This is a genomic window from Pseudoalteromonas sp. CuT4-3 (assembly GCF_035666335.1).
Taxonomy (GTDB): Bacteria; Pseudomonadota; Gammaproteobacteria; order Enterobacterales; family Alteromonadaceae; genus Pseudoalteromonas; species Pseudoalteromonas atlantica.
In genome coordinates, this window is the sequence record NZ_CP142030.1 from 1,213,292 (window position 1) to 1,234,221 (window position 20,930).

The 20,930-nt window shown below is 40.2% G+C and carries 18 protein-coding genes; 8 read left to right on the top strand and 10 right to left on the bottom strand.

Annotated elements, in window-relative coordinates:
- Window positions 1–3: 3 nt before the first annotated feature.
- From VOI46_RS05475 to VOI46_RS05510, 8 genes are all read right to left on the bottom strand, one after another.
- Window positions 4–1,083, bottom strand: coding sequence for a mechanosensitive ion channel family protein (locus VOI46_RS05475; RefSeq protein WP_004585928.1), 1,080 nt, complete (start codon window positions 1,081–1,083; stop codon window positions 4–6).
- 169 nt (window positions 1,084–1,252) lie between these two features.
- A complete protein-coding gene (locus VOI46_RS05480; RefSeq protein ID WP_004585929.1) occupies window positions 1,253–1,654 on the bottom strand; it encodes a DUF6691 family protein in 402 nt (133 codons plus the stop codon).
- Window positions 1,655–1,658: 4 nt separating this feature from the next.
- On the bottom strand, window positions 1,659–2,072 hold the full coding sequence (locus tag VOI46_RS05485) for a YeeE/YedE thiosulfate transporter family protein (RefSeq protein WP_004585930.1): 414 nt from the start codon (window positions 2,070–2,072) through the stop codon (window positions 1,659–1,661).
- 1 nt (window position 2,073) lies between these two features.
- A complete protein-coding gene (locus tag VOI46_RS05490; RefSeq protein WP_324738235.1) occupies window positions 2,074–2,736 on the bottom strand; it encodes an outer membrane protein transport protein in 663 nt (220 codons plus the stop codon).
- Window positions 2,688–3,332, bottom strand: a complete 645-nt coding sequence (locus tag VOI46_RS05495) for an outer membrane protein transport protein (RefSeq protein WP_252183187.1) — start codon at window positions 3,330–3,332, stop codon at window positions 2,688–2,690. Before VOI46_RS05495 ends, VOI46_RS05490 begins: the two co-directional genes overlap by 49 nt.
- A gap of 221 nt (window positions 3,333–3,553) precedes the next feature.
- Complete coding sequence (locus tag VOI46_RS05500) at window positions 3,554–4,984, bottom strand: sugar porter family MFS transporter (RefSeq protein WP_004585931.1); 1,431 nt, start codon at window positions 4,982–4,984, stop codon at window positions 3,554–3,556.
- Between the two features lie 36 nt (window positions 4,985–5,020).
- Entirely contained in the window at window positions 5,021–6,115 is a 1,095-nt protein-coding gene (locus VOI46_RS05505) for a FecR domain-containing protein (protein WP_004585932.1), read from the bottom strand.
- Window positions 6,108–6,680, bottom strand: a complete 573-nt coding sequence (locus VOI46_RS05510) for an RNA polymerase sigma factor (protein ID WP_004585933.1) — start codon at window positions 6,678–6,680, stop codon at window positions 6,108–6,110. Before VOI46_RS05510 ends, VOI46_RS05505 begins: the two co-directional genes overlap by 8 nt.
- A 355-nt stretch (window positions 6,681–7,035) precedes the next feature.
- Here VOI46_RS05510 and VOI46_RS05515 point away from each other — a divergent pair, with 355 nt between their 5' ends.
- The 5 genes from VOI46_RS05515 to VOI46_RS05535 all read left to right on the top strand — a co-directional run bounded on the left by VOI46_RS05515 (window position 7,036) and on the right by VOI46_RS05535 (window position 14,050).
- Window positions 7,036–10,329 carry a TonB-dependent receptor gene (locus tag VOI46_RS05515; protein WP_083901788.1) on the top strand — a complete coding sequence of 1,098 codons (3,294 nt, stop codon included), beginning with the start codon at window positions 7,036–7,038 and terminating at the stop codon, window positions 10,327–10,329.
- A 71-nt stretch (window positions 10,330–10,400) separates the two neighbouring features.
- Window positions 10,401–11,957, top strand: coding sequence for a tryptophan halogenase family protein (locus tag VOI46_RS05520; RefSeq protein WP_004585936.1), 1,557 nt, complete (start codon window positions 10,401–10,403; stop codon window positions 11,955–11,957).
- Between the two features lie 38 nt (window positions 11,958–11,995).
- Window positions 11,996–12,736 (top strand): SapC family protein, encoded by a 741-nt coding sequence (locus tag VOI46_RS05525; RefSeq protein WP_004585937.1) that lies wholly within the window; start codon window positions 11,996–11,998, stop codon window positions 12,734–12,736.
- The gene (locus VOI46_RS05530) at window positions 12,729–13,448 is read left to right on the top strand and encodes a DUF6445 family protein (protein ID WP_004585938.1); all 720 of its coding nucleotides are present in this window, start codon (window positions 12,729–12,731) and stop codon (window positions 13,446–13,448) included. Before VOI46_RS05525 ends, VOI46_RS05530 begins: the two co-directional genes overlap by 8 nt.
- A 182-nt stretch (window positions 13,449–13,630) precedes the next feature.
- Window positions 13,631–14,050, top strand: coding sequence for a GNAT family N-acetyltransferase (locus VOI46_RS05535; RefSeq protein WP_004585939.1), 420 nt, complete (start codon window positions 13,631–13,633; stop codon window positions 14,048–14,050).
- Between the two features lie 293 nt (window positions 14,051–14,343).
- Here VOI46_RS05535 and VOI46_RS05540 read toward each other — a convergent pair whose 3' ends face one another.
- The gene (locus VOI46_RS05540; protein ID WP_004585940.1) at window positions 14,344–14,838 is read right to left on the bottom strand and encodes a dual specificity protein phosphatase family protein; all 495 of its coding nucleotides are present in this window, start codon (window positions 14,836–14,838) and stop codon (window positions 14,344–14,346) included.
- Window positions 14,839–14,927: 89 nt separating this feature from the next.
- Here VOI46_RS05540 and VOI46_RS05545 point away from each other — a divergent pair, with 89 nt between their 5' ends.
- From VOI46_RS05545 to VOI46_RS05555, 3 genes are all read left to right on the top strand, one after another.
- Entirely contained in the window at window positions 14,928–17,165 is a 2,238-nt protein-coding gene (locus VOI46_RS05545) for an exonuclease domain-containing protein (RefSeq protein WP_004585941.1), read from the top strand.
- Between the two features lie 136 nt (window positions 17,166–17,301).
- A complete protein-coding gene (locus VOI46_RS05550; protein WP_004585942.1) occupies window positions 17,302–18,183 on the top strand; it encodes a hypothetical protein in 882 nt (293 codons plus the stop codon).
- A 328-nt stretch (window positions 18,184–18,511) separates the two neighbouring features.
- Window positions 18,512–19,465 carry a hypothetical protein gene (locus VOI46_RS05555; RefSeq protein ID WP_324738181.1) on the top strand — a complete coding sequence of 318 codons (954 nt, stop codon included), beginning with the start codon at window positions 18,512–18,514 and terminating at the stop codon, window positions 19,463–19,465.
- Here VOI46_RS05555 and VOI46_RS05560 read toward each other — a convergent pair.
- A complete protein-coding gene (locus VOI46_RS05560) occupies window positions 19,449–20,795 on the bottom strand; it encodes a S8 family serine peptidase (RefSeq protein ID WP_004585944.1) in 1,347 nt (448 codons plus the stop codon). The two genes, VOI46_RS05555 and VOI46_RS05560, sit on opposite strands and share 17 nt — an antisense overlap.
- Between the last annotated feature and the right edge of the window lie 135 nt (window positions 20,796–20,930).

The following is a 20,930-nucleotide window of genomic DNA, read 5'->3' on the forward strand; positions in this document are numbered from 1 at the left end:
CGCTTAATTTTTATCGCTATTAAAATTAGCGGCTTCTTGCGCTGTGTTAATAGCTGTAATAGGGAAGGGGATCACAATACCTTCTTGGTTATAGCGTTTATGTAGCGCTTTAATAAAAGCAGATTTAACCCAAAACCGATTAAAGTACTCTTTTGCACGCAGCATTACGGTAAAATTAATGCTTGAGTTATCAAAGGTGTGATACACCACAAAGGTATTGTAATCATCAACCCCCCATTCATGGTCAATCAGTACTTGGCGCGCAACTTCTAGCGTTACTTGCTCTACAAATTCTAGATCTGAGCTGTAGTGAACGCTTACATCAACAGGTACGCTCAGTTCTTTTTCGGGATAAAAGTAATTAATAATACGCGATTTAGAAAGCTGACTATTAGGAATAATAATCATATTATTTGGCAGCATTTTAACCCACGTAGAGCGCCAACCAATTTTCTCTACAAAGCCTTGCTCCTTTGACTCAAGCTCAATAAAATCCCCCACCCGTATGGGTTTATCTATAACAAGTTGTACGCCCGAAAAAAAGTTTTCAAGGGTGGGCTGCAGGGCAAGTGCCACCGCTAATGACGTAATACCTAACGAGGCAATTATAGGTGTAATAGAAATACCCAAGGTGCCTAACAGCACTAAAGCCCCGACCGATAAAACGCTTACCCTAATAATGCCTTTAATAATACTTTGCGAATTAAAAATTACCGCCGACTCTTTGCTGTAGTAATTAATGGTGCCCACAAAAAAGCGGTCAAAAAATAAAATAATAGCCACTAAGCCCAAAATAATATTAATGGTCGAAAACGAAATATAGCTCGCAACCGGCTCGCCTTGTATTAACAACCCTTGCTCTATAATGGTGAGTAGCACAATAATTGTGCAAAGGGTAAGCGGTTTAGAGATAGAGGCGATAAGTAAGCTATCGAATATAAATTTAGTATGAGAGGTCCACTTTTTAAGCCAGTACATTATAAAAAAGCGGATGCAAAACAAAGCTATAGTTATAGAAACTAAACAAATAGCAATAACTACCCAAGGTTGCTCTGTTAGGTTGTAAAAAGTAGTAGCAGACATTACTTACCTCTCTTTTATAAACTTAAAAGAGTAAGCAGCAAGTTATGTACCTATATGAATAGTTAGCCAAGGCAAGGAAAGAGGGGCTATTTAAATAGGGTTAGACTGGCAAGCTAATACCTGCCAGTTTTAATGAAGGACTAAGGCCGTATATCTTCCGAGGTTAAATTTATACTTTTTTAGCTAACCACATACCGCCAAGTACGGCTGCAAAAAATAACCAAAATTCCATTTTAAGTGAAGTAAGTTGCACAAGGCCAGGGCCTGGGCATATGCCGCTTAATCCCCAGCCTAAACCAAACAGTACAGAGCCAGTGATTAGCCGAGGGCTAATGTTTTTAACATCACTTAAAGTAAACGTTTCACCAAGCAGTGGTTTATCTTTTTTGGCAACCCAAAACCACGCCAGCATCATTATTCCCATAGCCACAGCCATTACAATAATTAAACTGCCATCCCATTGGTTTTGAAAATTTAAAAAGTTAAGTACTTTGTCGGGGTTTGTCATACCACTAATGATAAGCCCTAAACCAAATATAAATCCTAAAATAACATGAATTACTGCTGTCATTTTTTTACCCTACTAGGTTTGCTGTTATTATAGCCACGGCCATAAATGTACATGTTGAAACCCACGAACGGGTAGAAAAACGCGACATGCCACATACGCCATGGCCACTTGTACAGCCATTAGCTAATGAGGTGCCCATACCGACAAGTAGCCCAGCTATCACTATAAGCACAGGCGATAAGCTCAGCTCACCTTCTAATAAAGACGGAGCAAATATACGCACCACAATACCGGCTAATAATAGCCCTACAATAAAGTATAATTTCCAACGCGACTCAGCCGTTTGCTTATTAAAAACATATTTAACAATGCCTGATATACCGGCTATTTTTCCGTATAAAACCAGTAATAGTGCGCACGCTATTCCTATTAAAGCACCCCCTATAGCTGCCGCTATTGGCGTAAACTCTGTAACCATTTTATATTCCCCAAACAACCGACACACCTAGGCCTGATTGCTCCATTTCAATTGATATTTGTTGGTTTGGCGCTAAGTAGTTAGCACCCGATACTTTTTTAGCTGGCGAGTAAAAAGCCATTGCATTTAATTGTACCGTGTTACTAATAGAATGGCTAAAACCCGTAGTAAAATGCCATTCTTGCACACCTGACGCTAAAATATTAAGTAAAACGTGTGATGAAGGAATAGGTTGCTCTGTATACGAAATACCAAAGCGAATTTTTTGTTTTGCTGTACGCTGCCACTGATAGCCAAGTTTATAAATGGTCATATCGTCCCAACCAAAACCTGCGCCCGCATCACCACCCAGTGGAGCCGACATTAAATTATCAATCGGGTTAGCAATGCTGTTTACTTCACTGTAATTTATTTTTTGCCAATCAAATACAAGCTGGTTGTTTGGCGTAATTTTATAAGCTGCGCCAATTTGAAGCGAACTAGGTAAATCAAATCCACCTTGCTCTGCAAACAAACCTTTATAGCTATTAAACTCTTGCATAGATACTGATGAGCGGTAACTTGCCCCCCAGCTTAATGACGAGTTTATATCTTGGCTAATACCTAATTGAATACCTAAGCCTGTGCTGGTGTCGGTGCCATTATTTGTAAGGGCTTGGGCGATTGCGAAAAAGGTGCAAAGTTTCCAAGGCCTGTAGCTTTAAACTGCTGCACTGCATAAATTGGTGATACACCAAGGCGTATTTGCTCGTTAAGTTTGTAGCTTATTGTTGGGCTAATAAACATTTGCTTTAAATCAACACCCGTAGTGCCAGCATAAAATGTGCCTTCAGGCTCTGAATCGGCGCTGTAGTCGGTGTTCATACCGCCATTACCATAAACTAATAAGCCAATACTTACTTTGTCATTAAGCTGGTGGCCAATAGCAAACTCAGGAATAGCAAATAAAGTGTTATCACTTTTTTGGGTTTTTGCTTGCAGGTAGAATGCGTCAGGGTAAAAGGTATCTACATCGGATGCTGAGTATTTTCGATCAGGCGAAAAAAGCTCTAAGCCCACAGATAATTGCGTGCCATTTGCTAAAAAGGTAGCAGGGTTATTAGCGCCAGACATTAACTCTTCAGATAGCGCAACACCCGCACCCGCCATGCCTTTGTGGGTCATGCCATAACCATGAGTAAAATACCCATTGGTAGCAAATGCGTTAAACGAACCTAAAGTAAGGGTTAGGGCCAAACCAGATACTAACTTATTTTTCATTTTGATAGACATACGTAGTGGGAAAACGCGGACAATAGCTAATTTTCTATATTCAAAAAAGGAATTTAAATCGATTACTTATAGTAAAAAGGAATACTGAACGCGAGGGGTAAGCCAATGTTTAGTGCAGTAATTATTAGATGGTTTAATACTGATATTAAATCAATCATTTACCTAAAAAACACAAAGCGGTGAAAAGGGTTCACCGCTTTCAGGACTAATTACATAGACTCAAGTGTTTTACCACGGGTTTCTGTAATGTATTTAGCCACAAAAAATATGCTAATAAGTGCCGATAAAGCATAAAAGCCGTACGCACCTGCAAGGCCAATTTTAGCCAGCATAATAGGGAAGGTCATGGTAATGGCAAAGTTAGCAATCCACTGCGCGCTTGCAGCAACAGCAAGCGCTGCACCGCGAATACGGTTATTAAACATTTCGCCTAATAACACCCACACAACGGGGCCCCAACTTAAACCAAAAAATACCACAAATAAGTTAGCCATAATAAGCGCAAACGTACCCATGTTATCGCTAAGTGCAAGCTTGCCTGCTTCATCAAGGCCTGCGCTGCCAAATATATAAGTAAGCGCGCTTAAGCTGATAAACATACCAATACTGCCTACTAATAGCAGTGGCTTACGGCCAATTTTGTCAACAAGGGCAATAGCAATAAAGGTCGATATAATATTAGTCGTGCCCGCTAATACATTTATAAATAACGATTGCGACTCGTCAAACCCAGCGGCTTGCCAAAGCTCAGAGCCGTAATAAAACACCACGTTTATACCTACAAATTGCTGAAACACACTCAGCGCAACACCCGCCCATACAATCGGGTGTACTTTTTTACTGCCATCAATAAATAAATCGCGAATACTTGGCTTTTTATCGCTACGTAAGGAGCTTTTAACATCGCTTATTTGCGCAGCAACGTTGTCGTTCGAAATTTTACTAAATACTGTTTTTGCATCGTCCACTTTACCTTGCGCCACTAAATAACGAGGCGACTCAGGGATAAACAACACACCCACTAAAAACAGTATTGCAGGCACAAGCTCAGCCCAAAACATCCAGCGCCAAGCGGCTATATCAAGCATTAAAATATTTTGCGCGCTGCCTGCTGCATCAGCAATTAAATAGTTACTTAAAAACGCAGCAAATAAACCCAATACAATAGCGAGTTGCTGTAATGTAGCTAAACGACCACGAAGGGCAGGTGGTGCAACCTCCGCAATATAAGCTGGTGCCAATACCGATGCCGCACCAATACCTAAGCCACCAAATAAGCGGTAAAAAATAAACTCGGCCGAGCTTTCGCTAATGCCTGAGCCAAACGCACTAATGGCAAAAATAATCGCGGTGATGATCATAATTGCACGGCGACCAAACTTATCAGCCAGCGGCCCCGCAGCAAGTGCACCTAAGGCACAGCCAAGTAATACAGACGCTACGTTAAAGCCCGTAGCTACACTGCTTGAATTAAACGCATTACCGAGTGCCGACACCGTGCCGTTAATAACACCCGAGTCAAAACCAAATAAAAAGCCACCAATAGCAGCCACTGCAGAAATAAAAATTACGTAAAAAAGAGAGCATGTGCCCAATGTGTGCGCCGAGCTATTACTGCTCGGCGAGAGAGGTGATGTCATAATTGTGTGTCCTGGTTTTTATTATTGTGTACTTTACTATATTGAGACGTGTGGTGCTGCGTATTTTAAACGAATTTTATCTGGGCTAACTCTTTCATAATCAATATTAAAATTATTGTTTAATACTTCTAGCAGTCCTTTAATATCGCCCGTTTTGAACATGCCAGCTACTTGTACTTTTTTGAGACGGTCATCCTCTGAAAGCTCGAAATCTATATTTGTATAGCGGCTGATTTCAGCCATTGCTTCAGCAAGTGATTCACCTCTAAATATTAAGCTACCTTTACGCCACGATAATCTAGCGGCTACATCCATAGGATCAACTTTTTCGGCCGCTTTAGCAATTTTGCCTTTGAAGCTTAAATCAAGTTTTTCTCCCTTTGACACCGAAGTTGAACTATTTGATAAATACTGACCTTGTTTATTAGTCCCTTGGGAAAGATTTGGTAACGGTTTGGTACTTTGCTCTGCAACAAGGACTTTGCCATCTGTCACAATCAGTTCTATTTGCTTTTGACCTACTTCTACATTAAATGCAGTACCAACAGCCTGAATAACTTTATCACCAGCGATAACACTTAAAGGGCGCATTTTATCGTGAGCTACGTCTATATGAATTTCGCCACGCAGTAAATTTATTACGCGAGCGTGTTGGGTATACCTCACTTGAACAAAGCTATTTGTGTTTAAGGTGATTTTACTTTTATCAGAAAGCAGTATGTCCTTACTTTCACCTACGTCGGTTTGAAAGTTAAGCTGTTTAGCAACCACAGCTGATTGATTAACCGGGTAAAAAAATGAAAAGTTAAACGCTTCTTGAAAAAAGCTAAGTGCAACAGCTAATAAAATAGATGCAGCTGTTGCACCTAACCACACAGGGAGGCGTTTTTGTTTTACTGGTGTTTGTGGAAACAGATCTGACAAGCGGCTGAGGTCGTCCATTTTGTCCCACAGCTGTGCTACTTCAAGTAACACCTCTACATTTTTATAAGATTGTGACAACCATTGCTTTAACGCTTGTTCTTCGAGCTTAGACAGTCCACGATCAAGTTTAGCCAGCCACTCACTTGCTTTATCAAGGCGCGCATCGTCGCTAGTGTTTCGTTCGTTTATATGATGAACATTACTCATTCCTCCCTCCTGCATTTAGCTGCGAAGAAGTATTTGGTTGCCCATAAACACTTTTTGTAGATTGACGCATAAATTGCGTACAACGTTTCATGCCTGTTGCTATATGTTTTTCCACGGTACTTTCACTAAGGTTTAATTGAGCAGCAATTTCTCGCTGCGAATAACCATACACTTTTTTTAATACAAACACTTTACGGCACTGCACAGGTAAAAGCCGTATGGCTTCACAAAAATTAGAAAATTCACTATCGGTGAGTGCTTTTTCGTACATTTCGTCTTGCTGGTGTTCCGATAAGAGTTGCTCTAACGCTTCCATGTTGTCGATCCCATCGACTAGGCGTATATTGGCTTGCTTTTGGTAATCGAGCGCTAAATTTCGCGCCGTTTTATAAATAAAAGATTTTGGTGAGCTTATGTTTTCAGTGTTTTTAATCTGACAAATTCGCACATAAGTTTCTTGCACTATATCTTCAATTTCATGTGGCGGCACTATACGTGCAACTACATTTGAGAGACTTTTGCGCGAGGCCAAATAGACCTTATAAAAAAGTGTGTCTTTCGTCATTTAGTGTGTGTCTCGTGTGTGTGTTTACGGCAATTATTGTTATTGTTTTGCCAATACAAACTAAGACGAATGGTAAGAAAAAATCCGCCATTAAATTTAAAAATAAATAAGTTTTTTTATTTTTAAATTTAATGTTCACTAACCGCAAAGGGCATAAAGCTTGTAATGTAAAGGCGAAGTGTACTACAGTTTTTGCCATTATAAATACCTTACTAAGTACTGGCTCTGTACTTTAGAAACTTTAACTTTTTAATTAATAAGTAAAAAATTGCAATGTGGACTGTATTTTTAATTGTTTAAAAATACAGTTAAAAGCGCAAACAATAAAAATAATAAAGGCATAAAAAAAATTAGCATGGCTAGTCAAAAAAATAATTTATTAAAAAAAAATAAAAAAAATTTATGGAGGAAAATAAAAAGTCACTCGTCTTTGTTCTGTGTATGGCCAAAAACTATACACAAGGAATATTTACATTTGCCGCTTTGTTTACCGCTTTATGCGCTGGTTTTTAGCTTACTCACCACCGAGGTAAAAGCGAGCGCTGTAAACGATAAAGCTGTGTTTAATATTCCAAGACAAAGGGCTGATTTATCGCTAATAAATTTTGCCGAGCAAGCCGATATTACTTTGCTTTTTCCGCTGGATAAAATTCAGCAGTTACAAACAAATACTATTGCTGGCGAGTATTCAATAATAAACGCATTACAGATTTTACTCGATGGCACAGGGTTGCAACCGCATGTTAGCGAAGATGGGCAAATATCTATTTTAATAGACCCAAGTTTCGAGAGAACTGACAACATGGCTAACTATAAAAAAAATGGCGTGTCCAGTGCTGTACTAGCTGTACTAAGCACAATGGCAACGCTCCCTGCAGTGGCAGAGACAGCAGCACAAGAACCAGAAATAATTGAAGTACGCGGGATCAGAGGCTCGCTTGGCCGAGCTATGGATGCCAAAAGAGAAGCGGGCGGCGTGGTCGACTCCATTTCAGCAGAAGATATTGGTAAATTTCCTGACACAAATTTAGCTGAGTCTTTACAGCGAATTACGGGGGTTTCAATAGACCGTTCAGGCGGTGAAGGGCAGCTTATTACGGTGCGTGGTTTTGGCCCGCAGTTTAATACTGTGCTTGTAAATGGTCGCCAAATGGCCTCTGAAAATCAAAGCCGTGCGTTTAGCTTTGATACTATTGCATCAGAGCTAGTTAAAAGCTTAGATGTATTTAAAACCTCAACAGCCACTATGCAATCTGGTGGTATTGGCTCAACAGTAAATGTAAATACTGCGCGACCATTTGCGATTAGCGGTTTTAAAGTGGCAGGTAGCGTTAAGGGTATTTACGATGAAAATAGCGAAGAAACCACACCTGAAATTTCTGGATTAATTAGTAATACATTTAATGATGACACATTGGGTGTGTTGTTCGCTGTTTCTCGCCAAGAGCGCGAAACACGCTTAAACCAGGCGCAGGTAGACGGCTGGTTAGAAAACGTGGGCGTCCCAAACCCGCAAACTCAAAGCGGGCAAGCATACACCGGTAATATTTTTTCGCCGCGTAATTACGATCATAAAGTAACAACAGAAACACGTACACGTACCAATGCAAACTTAGTAATACAGTACGCACCTTCAGATGATTTAGTTATCACTGCTGATGCGCTCTACTCTGATTTTGATGTAGAAGCAGACACAACGTCTTATGGGCATTGGTTTACAGCGCCAAACTTAGAAGGCTTTGGCGGCGCTGCAGGGCCAACTGTTGATGAAAATGGCACTGTGGTTGATTTATATCAAGAGGTAGGCCTTGCCACCGATATGCACGCTAAAAAGTTTGATCGTTTAACTAACTCTAGCGCATTAGGTTTAAACTTTGATTGGCATGTAAACGATAACTTAAATATGAAGTTTGATTTAAGCCACTCAAAAGCTGAGCGTGAGGCTAATAATGGTGGCGGGGATCAGTTATCGTTGATTGGCTATGCTAACCGAGTTCGATTTGAAGTGGATGGGGGTATTTTACCTTATGCGAGTGAGTTTGCCTCTGCTAACCCTAACATTTATAGCGGCCAGCAAGAGCTGGACGGTGTTGCTTATAACCCTGCAGTTACACCTGATGGCGTATCAAACCATTTAGATACAGCCAATAGCCGAGCACATGTAATGCTACGCCGTGGTTGGGCTGTAGAAGATACCGTGGATCAGTTTCGTTGGGATAGCATTTGGCATAACGATGGTACATCAGGCCTAGTCTCGGTCAAATTTGGTGCTATGTATTCAACTGAAACTAAAAACCTTGATCGTTGGGATAACGAAGGTGTTGGTATTCACTGTACTTTTTGTGGTTACCCAGATGACCCAAGTATGGATGGCTTAGCGCAATTTGTATTTGACGCAGGAGATGACTTTTTATCTGATGTGAGCGGCAGCGGTCGTATGCCAACGTCATGGCTTGCACATGATGGTGAGGCAAACTTTGCGTACCTTGAGCAAATAGCTGCAGCGAATGGTCAGCCTATTAGTTTTGATGCAGTTAAGCGTAATAAGTCGTTTGAGATAACTGAAGATACTTTCTCGTTTTATACAGAATTTGATTTTGAAGCTGAACTTGCAGGCATGCCTTTATACGCAACAGCCGGCTTTAGATACGAAAGCACCGATGTAGAAGTAAAAGGCACAGACGAGCCAGTTAGTGCATTAACAATCTTAGATAAAACGGAAATGCTCGCAAACTTTGGCGCCGTAGAAAATATTTCAGCAAGTTCAGATTACGAAGCGATTTTACCTAACTTTAGTGTAAAGCTTGAAATAAGCGATGAGCTAATAGCACGTGCTGCTGTATCACAAACAATTACACGACCAACACTCGATAGTATGTCGCCTGTAACTGTAATCGAAACAACTCGGCAGGGGGGCAATTTAACATCAAGCTCTGGTAACCCTGAACTTGAACCGTTTACCTCTGATAACTTAGATTTATCATTAGAGTGGTATTACGCTGATGCCAGTTATTTATCCGCTGGTTACTTTAGAAAGAATGTTGCTAACTTCATTATCAATACCACTGAAGATTTAACCTTTGAATTGTCTGGTGGCGGATTGTTGACTGACCCTTCAACAGGTAACGATGTAGATAGCCCTGATGCAGCCGACTCAACGGCTGTATTTACAAACACCTTACCAAATAATAGCGAATCGGCGATTGTTGATGGCTGGGAAATAGCCTTACAGCATAGTTTTGACAGTGGCTTTGGCTTTATGGTTAATGCAACATTTGTAGACAGTGATGCAGAGCTAGACCCTGCAGATATAACTCAAGTATTTGCATTAACAGGCTTAAGCGACTCTTATAATGTGGTTGGCTTTTATGAGAATGGACCATTTCAAGCGCGTTTAGCCTATAACTGGCGCGATAGCTTCGTACAGTCACTTACACAGCTAAATGGTGATGGTGTGACAATTGTGGAAGATTACGCACAACTTGATGCTAGCGGCAGCTATGACATTACCGAAAATGTATCGGTATTTTTTGAAGGTATTAACTTAACCGAAGAATATGTGCACAAGCGTGGTCGTTTTTCTAATCAATTATTATTGGTTGAAGATAGCGGACGACGTTTTGCGTTAGGTATTCGCGGTAGTTTTTAACTTTAATTAATAAAGTGGCTTTTACATTTAGTAATAGCCACTTTTTAAATATGCCTTTATAGGTAACAAGTATGAACCAGCAAAATAAAAAAATAAAAACAGTGGTTGTCGTTGGTGGTGGTATAGCGGGCTGGCTAACAGCCGGACGATTAGCGGCGCACCATAAAAGTAATACCCCCGATGGCCTTAATGTTGTGCTAGTTGAATCTCCAAATGTACCAATTATAGGTGTTGGTGAAGGCACTTGGCCTACCATGCGTAGTACATTAATAGCACTTGGTATTAGCGAAACCGACTTTATACGTGAGTGCGAAGCAAGCTTTAAACAAGGTGCAAAATTTGCCAAATGGGTGGATGGCAGCAATGATGATTTTTATTATCACCCATTAGTTTTGCCACAGGGCTTTTCAAAAACAGATATGGCAGGGCATTGGTTAAATAATACCGCTGAGTCAACGTCTTTTTCTAATGCAGTATGTTACCAAGAAGCTATTTGTGAGCAAGGGCTTGCTCCTAAAACAATTCGCACCCCAGAATATGCTGCCTTAGCCAATTATGCCTACCACTTAGACTCGGCAAAATTTGCCGTTTTTTTACAAAAACATTGTACGCAGGAGCTTGGCGTTAAACATTTTTTAGCTGATGTAACACAGGTCAATAGTGCTAAAAATGGCGATATTGCAAGTGTTACCACAAAGCAACAAGGTGAAATTAGCGGTGATTTATTTGTCGATTGTACCGGTTTTTCATCATTGTTATTAGGCGAGCATTATAAGGTTCCTTTTATGCCTTGCGATGATGTGCTGTTTATCGATACCGCCTTAGCAGTGCAAGTCCCCTATGAGAATGAAGATGAGAGCATTGCGTCTCACACAATTTCAACAGCGCAAGAAGCAGGCTGGATATGGGATATAGGGTTACAACACCGCCGTGGGGTAGGTTATGTGTATTCGAGTAAATACAGTAGCGAAGCACAAGCACGAGAAAAGCTTAAAGAGTATGTTGGCGATAAAATAGAGTCGTTAACAATTAGAAAAATCCCTATTAAAAGTGGCCATCGCTCACACTTTTGGCAGAACAACTGTGTTGCGGTAGGGCTTTCGGCTGGCTTTTTGGAACCGCTTGAAGCTTCTGCATTGGTATTAGTAGAAATGTCAGCGCAAATGATAAGCGAACAACTCCCCCACACCCGCGATATTATGGATATTACCGCCAAGCGCTTTAATGAGACGTTTAGCTACAGGTGGGAAAAAATAATCGACTTTTTAAAGTTACACTATATTTTATCAACCCGTGACGATAACGCATTTTGGCGTGATAACAGAGACCCAAAAACGATTCCTCAAAGCCTACAAGATCTAATGAAATTATGGCAATACCGCGCCCCTGCTGACCACGACTTTACAAGTAACAATGAGGTGTTTCCAGCGGCGAGTTATCAATATGTTTTATATGGTATGGGCTTTAAAAGTGACTACAGCACAACTTCCTATATGCTTAAAGACACTGATTTTGCTAAAAGTCAGTTTGATAAAAATAAAAGCATGATAAACCAAGCAGTCACTAACTTACCTAGTAACCGAGAATTGTTAAATAAAATTAAGAGTCATGGCTTTAGCACTATTTAGCTTAAAAATTTACACATAAAAACAATAAAGAGACACGCATGGAAAATTTAGTCGCATTAGAGCAAAGTGCTCACCAGCATATAAAAATAGACACACAAAAAGCACAATCACACGCTGAAAACATTAATATGATCCCTGTTGTTATGGCAGAACTTAATCAAATTGCCGTTCAGCAGCCTATAGTTTTTGCAAAAAACTCAGAAACAGGGCAGTTTACACTCAATGCTTTATTAGGCTTTGAGCAACATGAGAACTTGTTTTATCAGCACTCGCAGTGGCAGGGAGTATATTTACCGCTTCAGTTACAGCGTCAGCCATTTTTTGTTGGTGATACTCATGCAAAGCAAACTCAATACCCTGTGTGTATTAATTTAAATAGCCCAGCAGTCATTAATAACCAAGCGCAAAGCCAGAATGATTTAGAACCAATTTATACCCAAAACGCAGAAGAAAGTGGTTATTTTAAAAAAATAAAGCAGTGTTTAGGGCATTTACTACAAGGCGAAATAGACAATAAAAAGTTAATAGATACCTTGTTACAGCATGAGCTACTGCAGCCATTATCGCTTGAGGTAACGTTTCAGAACAGTCAAAAAACAAAGTTAAACGGCTTATACACTATTAATCAAGAAAGACTCGCACAACTTGATAGTGATCAAATTACGCTTTTACATCAACGCGCTTTATTACCCGCTATTTATACTGTTATAACCTCACTTGGCCAAATATACCCATTGATTGAGCGTAAAAATGCGGTGCTTAATTTAGCCGATGATTGATTTTACACTTAACAAAAATATGGTGTTACAGATACACACTGTTGGGGAAGAGCAAACCCCAATTATTGTTATTGATGATTTTGTAAATAATGTAGATGCACTTATTAATTTTGCTGTGTTTTCTCAAAACGCTAGAGAAACATTTTGCGCACAAGAAAGTGATTTTTATCCAGGAGTAAGAAAAGCAGCACCGCTTAGTTATATCGAGCGGTTAAAAGGCCTTGCGCCAATTATTAATTCACACTTTGATATGACAGATAAAAGCGAGTTTGATGTAATACTTTCTGCTTTTTCAATTGCATGCACTGAACCTGATGAGCTAAGGCCAATACAAATGCTCCCTCATTTTGATACACCTAATATGAATCAACTTGCTATGGTGCACTTTTTATGTGATGAAACGCATGGTGGCACTTCATTTTATAAGCATAGAGCCCTAGGGTATGAACGCATAACAAAAGAGCGACTTATGCCATATAGGCAAACTATTAAGCAGCAAGCCATGGCGCAAAAGCTTCACAAAAACCCACATTATATAAATGGCAGTACAGCTTTGTTTGAGCAAGTTTACAGTGTAGAGGCAAAGTTAAATCGGGTTGTTATATACCCAAGCAACTTATTGCATTCTGGTAATATAAATGCGGCTAACGATTATGCACGCGATCCAATTAATGGGCGTTTAACTATTAGTAGCTTTGCTGTTTTACGTTAGCTTTTTATTAACTGCTAAAACTTTCAAAGTATTCTTTTAAGTTAAAAGTTGAATATGTCCCCTGAAAGCTGGTTAAAACTAATTAACCAATTAGCACGCGTAATTTATAGCGCAGTTTAGCTTATTCAATTAAAGTGGCTAATTAGTTTATTGAGTATTAATTCTTTTTTGAGGCTAGATGTATGCTAGAGATTGTTGCTACTGAAGACCTAAAGACTGCCGCACAGTTTACGTTTAACAATATGAAACCCTATTACGAAATGTATGCGGTAGATTGGGATGTAGAAGACGTTTATCAAGCTACCAAAAACCTTAAAAATTTTGATATTTTGTGTAAGGAGCAACACATAGGTGTCGTGCGCTTATCGTTTGATGAAGGGCGTTGCCAACTTCGCGATATTCAGATTGCAGCTACTTATCAAAACAAAGGTTATGGTGTTCACGTTATTGCTAAAGTAGTTGATATGGCTCGTCAACAAGGCGTCAAATTCATAGATCTCAAAGTATTTCAGCGTAGCCCAGCATTTAAGTTATATAGCCGTATTGGATTTGCAGTCGATAGAAAAGACGATCGTTTTTACTACATGAGCTTGCGAGTCTAATAGCAACAGTATTAAGAGGCGTAAAGTACTTGGTTTCACTACTCTTTAGCTAACTTTAGTCAAGTCCGACTGTATTGCCTTATGCAGGCATTAGTTTTTAGGAGAGCGAGGTGTACTTAATTGCTGTGTGGTCTGCTCAAAAATTTAAAAGTACATTTAGGCCTGCAGGTATTGGCTCAATCCTATTTGGTGTTTTTTTGGTTTACATAATTACGATTAGTTACCGTTAATAAGTGGCTAAGCTTGCCAAGGGTAACTAAGAATGAGCGTTAACATATTACCCAGTTTCTCCCTCATACCTCAAAGTTATTAAAGTATTCTTTTTGTAGCTCTATACTCAGCGCTTTAGGGCGAATACCTTGTACTAAGCTGTATACCTCATCTTTTGTGTAACCTGCCGAATTTAAAATAAGCGCAGCAACCAACCCTGTGCGGCCAGTGCCGCCTTTGCAATGAATGGCAATGGTTTGTTTTTGCTGTATGGCTTGTAGTATGTCTGTTTTGTGGGTATTCCAGCTTGATGTAAAAGGCTGTTTGGGTGCTTCGTCGTCATTTATAGGTAAATGAAACCAGGTTATATCGTGCTTTTTGCACTCACTATTAATTGTTTCTACATTGTTTTTTTCAAGCTCCTTTTGTGGCATAAGCGATAGTAGCATGTGAGTGCCAGCGGCTTTTAATGTAGCGATTGAATCCGCTAGGTTTTGCGTTTTTGTACCAGGGCAAGGTGTAAAAATAATATTTGCGCCGTTATTGAGTGATAAAACATCGTATGGGTGCGCGCTCATGGTAAGTCCTTTATTTTTAATAAATTTGCTTTTATACGCTCACTATAGCGTGTTTTAGTTACAAGTTTAAGATTGAATAATAAGCACAAATGCTAGATACTGTTTTTATATACAGTTGTGGCGATGTTATGAAAAAAGAATTACCAGCAAAATACTATTTAGCGCATTTTAGAGAGCTTATTGAGTTTGTAACAAGTAAATGTATGCATTTACTTGAGCCTAAACATAGTGAATTTATTAGTAAAATTAACCAACTAGATGAGCAAAGCCAATGCATGTTGGCGCGTGTGTATTCGCGCAAGCCTTATTTAGTGCAGGCGCAATCGCTCAATTATGAAGAAATAACTTCGCCGCATCAGGCTATTTATACGCTAAAAACAGCGGGTATTTTATATGAGCCAAACGCACAGCATTACAAGCAGCTTATAGCGCATTTAACCAAGCCCATGCTGGTGGAGTTACTCAGTAATTACAGTGAGCAAGTAAGCTTTAAAAAAAGCGCAGCTAAAGGGGAATTGGTTACTATTGCGTGTCAGTTTTTTAGTGAGCGCGCAGATGAGCTTGCCCCTTTATATAGCCAGTATGTCATTAATAACCGTGAAGATTATTACGAGTATTTTGAGTTTTTATTTGCAGGGCGCTTAAGTAGTGGCGATGTAAACCATCAAAACCGCTTTGTTATGCGCGATTTAGGGTTAACCGCTACCCGCGAAGGGCACAGCGAGAGCTTGTCGCGCTTTAATACATTGGCTGAGGCGCAATCTAATTACGTTTTAAATCGTTACCGTTTAGCGTTTAAAAACATCGGCAAAATAGCCGGTAATACAAAAGATGAAACCTTTGATGACAAAACCCCTTACACCGAGCTTGCGCATTTAGTTTTAGCGCAACCGGCGCATGGCGCACAAGCGCACGACATTAAAAATAAACTGCTGGTTAGGCTGTATAAACAACTTAAAAATACCGATAGCGAACTTGCCTTTAGCCTACTTGAAGGCTGCACCGATTACGCTGAAGCCCAAGAAATTCAAATAAGAGAGCAATACCGCCTAGGTAATAAAGCGTGGGTAAAAGCGCAGCTAGAGCAAATTATAGAAAACCCACTCACCGACGATTTACTGTACTTTGCTGATGACTTTTTGATGCGAAAGTTTAATAAACAAACGCGTTCGCGCTTAAGCACTATGCTGGCCGACACCCAATGTGTGCTTGAAATTGACGAAATTTACCGAGGCGATGTAGAGCAAGGCGTAAATGAGCATTACAGTGCAAAAGGGTTAACGGTTTTTAATACCGAAAATACCTTATGGCTAAGCTTGTTTGGCTTGGTATTTTGGCACGAGTTATTTATTGAATCGCCATACCCGCCGTGTAATGAATTTGATATTTACCCGCAAGTTTTACAGCTTGGTAATTTTTATGAAGCGCAAAGCACGCAAATTGACGCACGTTTAAAAAGCTGTAGCACTAATCAGGCGCTGCTTAATTTGGTATGTAAACATGCCGCGCAGTATTTTGAGCAGCCCAATGGTTTATTTAGATGGCGCAGCAATTTATTAGAGCCACTAGAGGCACTTATTTTAAACAGCCCGCTTGAGGCGTTAATTGCGCACTTAACGGCTATGAGCAAACACTATTTACAGCTAAAAGACGGCTACCCCGACTTAATGGTTATTAATAATGGCCAAGTACATTTTGAAGAGGTAAAAGCCCCAGGCGATAAGCTTAGGCGCAACCAACTTACCACTATTGATAATTTAAAAAATGTAGGCTTTACAGTACATATTGCTGCTGTTAAGTGGTTTGTAGATCCTAACCGTATTTACAGCGTGGTTGATATAGAAACCACGGGTGGCTTAAAAGGCGGTAACCGCATTACCGAAATTGGCATTGTTAAAGTGCAGCACGGTAAAGTAATTGATACCTGGACGACACTTATTAATCCGCAGCGCCATATCCCAAGCTTTATTACTAAATTGACCGGCATAAGCGATGGCATGGTTTACAACGCGCCTGTATTTGCCGATATAGCCAAGCCACTACTAGATAAACTTGCAGGCAGTATTTTTGTAGCCCATAACGTAAACTTTGATTACGGTTTTATAAAAAAAGAATGCGAGGTTGCAGGGCACTTTTTTAAAATGCCAAAAATGTGCACCGTGGTTGAATCGCGCAGAGCGTTTAAAGGCTTAAAGTCGTATTCGCTTGGTAACCTTAGTACGCATTTTAATTTAAATTTAACCAGCCATCACCGCGCATTGGCTGATGCTACCGCCACTGCCGAGCTGTTACTGCTGATCCAAAACAGTGAAACGCTTACGCAGTAAACGAGTAATTTATATTTAAGAGTATGAAACTTAAATAATTAAGTAACGTTATTATAATTTTTTATTTATTTTTGGAATAAAGTGTTTTTGTAAATCGTCTTCTTTATGTCAATCCGACAAACTAGAGGACAAAACAATGACTAAATTAAATAAAATTGTAAGCGTAATGATGTTAAGCGGTGTGTGTACTTTTACAGGTGCAGTGCAAGCCGCTGATATTGAACTATCTCAGTCAACGTCGGCGCAGCAACAAACATCTACATCTATTGCGCTTTCACAAAATGGTTTAACAGCCAGTGGTAGCAACGAGTCAAACGTATCTAACGATACACAAGTAACGGCTGATGATTCGCAAAACACAGATTCGACGGCGAATAACACGCAAACTCCAGCGCAAGAAAGCAGCGAAGCCGCAGAGCCTGCAAATTCATTAGTTGCATCTGCCGGCTCATCTTTAAATAATGCATTAAATGCATCGGCCGCGTCTTTAAATACCACAAGCACTACCACAGCCAATACAGCGCTTGATACAACAACGCAGTTAACCTCATCGGCGGGTAATTTAACAACCGCTGTGAGCCAGTCGTCATTACTTTCTGTTACCTCTGAGCAAGGCGCTCAGCCAGATACTACCGACACACCAGCCGATGCCTCTTTACTTTCAAATGTGGGCAGCGCTACCGATTCAGTTACACAAGCTGATGCAAATAATGCGCTTAATGCCGGTGAGCTTACAAACCAATTAGCAATTACTAATACGGCTGCAAACTCAGTAAGCTCTGCACTGCAAGTAGGTGATGCAATTAATACCAGTAATGAAGTAGTAAGCAGTGTTCAGCAATCTTTAATTGCCAGTGTGCAAGACAGTACGGTTAGTAGTTTACAAAGCACGGTACAGCAAAGTGTTAGCGGGCAGGTGAGTGCAGCGGTTACTGATCAAATTAGTAACGATGTAGCACTTAGCACCGCAAGTGAAGTAGTAACCAACATTACTAACGATTTAGACCTAGGCCTTTAGAGCGTGTTGAACTTTGCAGATTGAAATTTGTTCAATCTAGGGGCGATTAAACTGAGCAAAGCTTCCGCATCTTGCTCTCGCTCTTTATCTGCATCCATGTAGGCAACAAATAGCTTATCGCCCCTAGACAGAACCCGAAGGACAGCGCATGTTTGGCATTTATGCTGCGTTATCGCCTATTTATGGGGAATAACCACACTTCATAGGCTCTGCCTTGCCTAAAAACCAAACATGCTGCTGCAAATTCAACCATCAAAGATCAACACGCCCTAAGCGTATTTGCAAAATGCCGAATGGGGAAACCTATTCGGCCTGTTGGAGAATAAATATGAAAGCAGTTATAACCGCCACATTGTGTGTTTTTAGTGCTCAAGCGGTGCTTGCACAAACTAACCACATTAAAACAGCTGAGCAAAATAAGCCCTTTAAAAGTAGCTTTGAGCTAAATGCTGATGCTGAAGTTGGGGTATTAAGTAACTCGGCGCTCTCTGTTCAAGAGCTTGACGATATTTCCTCGCAAAGCGACAGCGGCATCAAAACCGCAGCCGGTGTTAATGCTAAATGGCAAGTAACCAAAAGCGCTAAATTAACCTCAAGCTATAAGTTTGAACAACAAGACTACGATGAATTTGATCAATACGATTTAGACCTGCATCAATATGGTTTAGATGGCAGTTATAGCTTTAATAGCCATGAGCTAGGGGTTCGTTACGATGGCGCAAAAGCAAATGTAGATGGCGATACATTTTTACATTTTAATCAAGCCAGCGCCTACTATGGCCATTTTTTAAACCCGCATACGTACTTGCGTATGAGTGTAAAAACCAAAGCTAAACGTTTTGCTACTGCAAAAGCACGTAATGCCGACGGCGTAGGCGGCGATGTAGCGCTTTATCATTTTATAAATAACGGCCAAACCATGCTAATGGCAGCGCTAAGTGCCGATAAAGAAAACGCCGACGACAACCAATACGACTTTAACGGCTACGGTTTTACTACTAAAGTTACGCACAAATTTACGGCCTTTAATGTAGCGAATAAAGTGGGCGCAGGCTGGCGTTATCAAAATAAAGATTACGATGAGCAAACAACGGATGATTTTTTTGAGCAAATACCGTCGCGAGATGAGCACCGAAATGTCGTTAATGCGTTTTATAATCTAGCTTTATTTGAGCACGTAACACTCATAGCCGAGGCTGAATATGGCGATTATCAATCAAAGCTTAGTAGCAATACCTATACGCAATCGGTTTTATCGGCATCAGTTAAAGTGCACTTTTAGGTGGGTAAATGGCACCATAACCAAAGGTGTTGTCTTTGCCTTGCTCGCCTAAGTCGACGGCCAGCGATGTAAGCTCGTTAAGTGCTTTGGTTTTATTATTACCATGTTTTAACAATAAACAACTTAATGCCGCGCTTACATGCGGCGCTGCCATTGACGTACCCGACTCCCTTCCAAATTTTCCATTGCCTTGGCTTGTAACAACATTTACACCAAGGGCTGCAAAGTCTATGTAATCGCCTTTATTTGACCATCTATAAATTTGGTTTTGTGAATCAATAGCACTTACCGCTATCACGCTTTTATACGCACCTGGGTATAACGGCTGCGACGCCGGCCCTTGGTTACCTACAGCAGCTACAATTAACACGTTTTGTTTTATTGCTGCAGTAATACTTGCTTCTAAAACTGCGTTATTTGGCCCTGTTAGGCTCATATTTATTACGGGTATTTTATTACTGACTAGCCAGTTAAGTGCTTCTACTATGGCAAATAATGTAGCCCCTTGTGCATATTCAGATTGCCTATAAAACACCTCGGCACTGTAAAGCTTGGCATTGCTTAAAAGCGGGTTAAGTTTTGTGCCTTTACCTGTAATTAGCCCTGCAATGGCGGTGCCGTGTAAATTAGGCGAGCTTAACCCTTGTGGTAAAAAGCTTTGCGTGGTGATATTTGTGCTTTTAAAAGCACTGTGTTTGGTATTAATGGCGCTGTCGATCATGCCAATTTTTACGCTTTGTGTGCAGTAGGGGGCAATAGAGTTATTTGATGTTACTTTTGCGGTAGGCTCGCCTTTTTGCGCTTGGTATATGTGGTTTCGGTCAAGTATTGCAGACTCATCTAAGTTAAGTGCTTTTAATAACTCACTTTTAGAATTAACACCTTGGGGCACGTTAAAGCGAACTAAACTCATGTTAAGTGCGTTGTAATTTTTTACCGACACAATGGTTACATTTTGCTGCTTTAGGGTATTAAGTTGTTGGCTATTGGCCATTAATAACCATTGGCGCTCTATTGCTCTAAAGCCGTTTTCTAGCTCTACTTCAACAAATGCGGTGTTTTGGCTATTTATATTAATGTTAAGCACATTGGGTAAGCTGCTAATTGGCTCACTCATTTGCGCTTTTAGTTCATCAATCGACACTTGTGGTACAGGCACCGGAAGCGGCAGGCGTTGTGCGCGCTCTATAGTTTGCTCAATACGCTGCTCTATTGGGTTTAACTGCCCAAGCACTTGATCGACTCTCACTATATTGGCAGAGCTCGTTGCGCTAAATATGCAAAGCGAAGCGGCTATTATGTGTTTAACGCGTGTGTTTTTAATATTCATAGTGGGTTACTTCTATTAAATTTATCATGCTTGTAGTTAACGTTTAACACATAGAAATATTTCATTATTCAAATTATTTTGATTATTTGGGAATAAATGTTTTTTTGAATCGTCTTCTTTATAAAAGGGGTAAAA

Bases quoted from the DNA above. Each gene is read 5' to 3' on its own strand.
- VOI46_RS05505 (WP_004585932.1), bottom strand. From the start codon at position 6,115: ATGAGTAATGTTCATCATATAAACGAACGAAACACTAGCGACGATGCG.
- VOI46_RS05545 (WP_004585941.1), top strand. From the start codon at position 14,928: ATGCTAGATACTGTTTTTATATACAGTTGTGGCGATGTTATGAAAAAA.
- VOI46_RS05480 (WP_004585929.1), bottom strand. From the start codon at position 1,654: ATGACAGCAGTAATTCATGTTATTTTAGGATTTATATTTGGTTTAGGG.
- VOI46_RS05525 (WP_004585937.1), top strand. From the start codon at position 11,996: ATGGAAAATTTAGTCGCATTAGAGCAAAGTGCTCACCAGCATATAAAA.
- VOI46_RS05515 (WP_083901788.1), top strand. From the start codon at position 7,036: ATGGCTAGTCAAAAAAATAATTTATTAAAAAAAAATAAAAAAAATTTA.
- VOI46_RS05530 (WP_004585938.1), top strand. From the start codon at position 12,729: ATGATTGATTTTACACTTAACAAAAATATGGTGTTACAGATACACACT.
- VOI46_RS05560 (WP_004585944.1), bottom strand. From the start codon at position 20,795: ATGAATATTAAAAACACACGCGTTAAACACATAATAGCCGCTTCGCTT.
- VOI46_RS05500 (WP_004585931.1), bottom strand. From the start codon at position 4,984: ATGACATCACCTCTCTCGCCGAGCAGTAATAGCTCGGCGCACACATTG.
- VOI46_RS05495 (WP_252183187.1), bottom strand. From the start codon at position 3,332: ATGAAAAATAAGTTAGTATCTGGTTTGGCCCTAACCCTTACTTTAGGT.
- VOI46_RS05475 (WP_004585928.1), bottom strand. From the start codon at position 1,083: ATGTCTGCTACTACTTTTTACAACCTAACAGAGCAACCTTGGGTAGTT.
- VOI46_RS05510 (WP_004585933.1), bottom strand. From the start codon at position 6,680: ATGACGAAAGACACACTTTTTTATAAGGTCTATTTGGCCTCGCGCAAA.
- VOI46_RS05555 (WP_324738181.1), top strand. From the start codon at position 18,512: ATGAAAGCAGTTATAACCGCCACATTGTGTGTTTTTAGTGCTCAAGCG.
- VOI46_RS05535 (WP_004585939.1), top strand. From the start codon at position 13,631: ATGCTAGAGATTGTTGCTACTGAAGACCTAAAGACTGCCGCACAGTTT.
- VOI46_RS05485 (WP_004585930.1), bottom strand. From the start codon at position 2,072: ATGGTTACAGAGTTTACGCCAATAGCGGCAGCTATAGGGGGTGCTTTA.
- VOI46_RS05550 (WP_004585942.1), top strand. From the start codon at position 17,302: ATGACTAAATTAAATAAAATTGTAAGCGTAATGATGTTAAGCGGTGTG.
- VOI46_RS05520 (WP_004585936.1), top strand. From the start codon at position 10,401: ATGAACCAGCAAAATAAAAAAATAAAAACAGTGGTTGTCGTTGGTGGT.
- VOI46_RS05540 (WP_004585940.1), bottom strand. From the start codon at position 14,838: ATGAGCGCGCACCCATACGATGTTTTATCACTCAATAACGGCGCAAAT.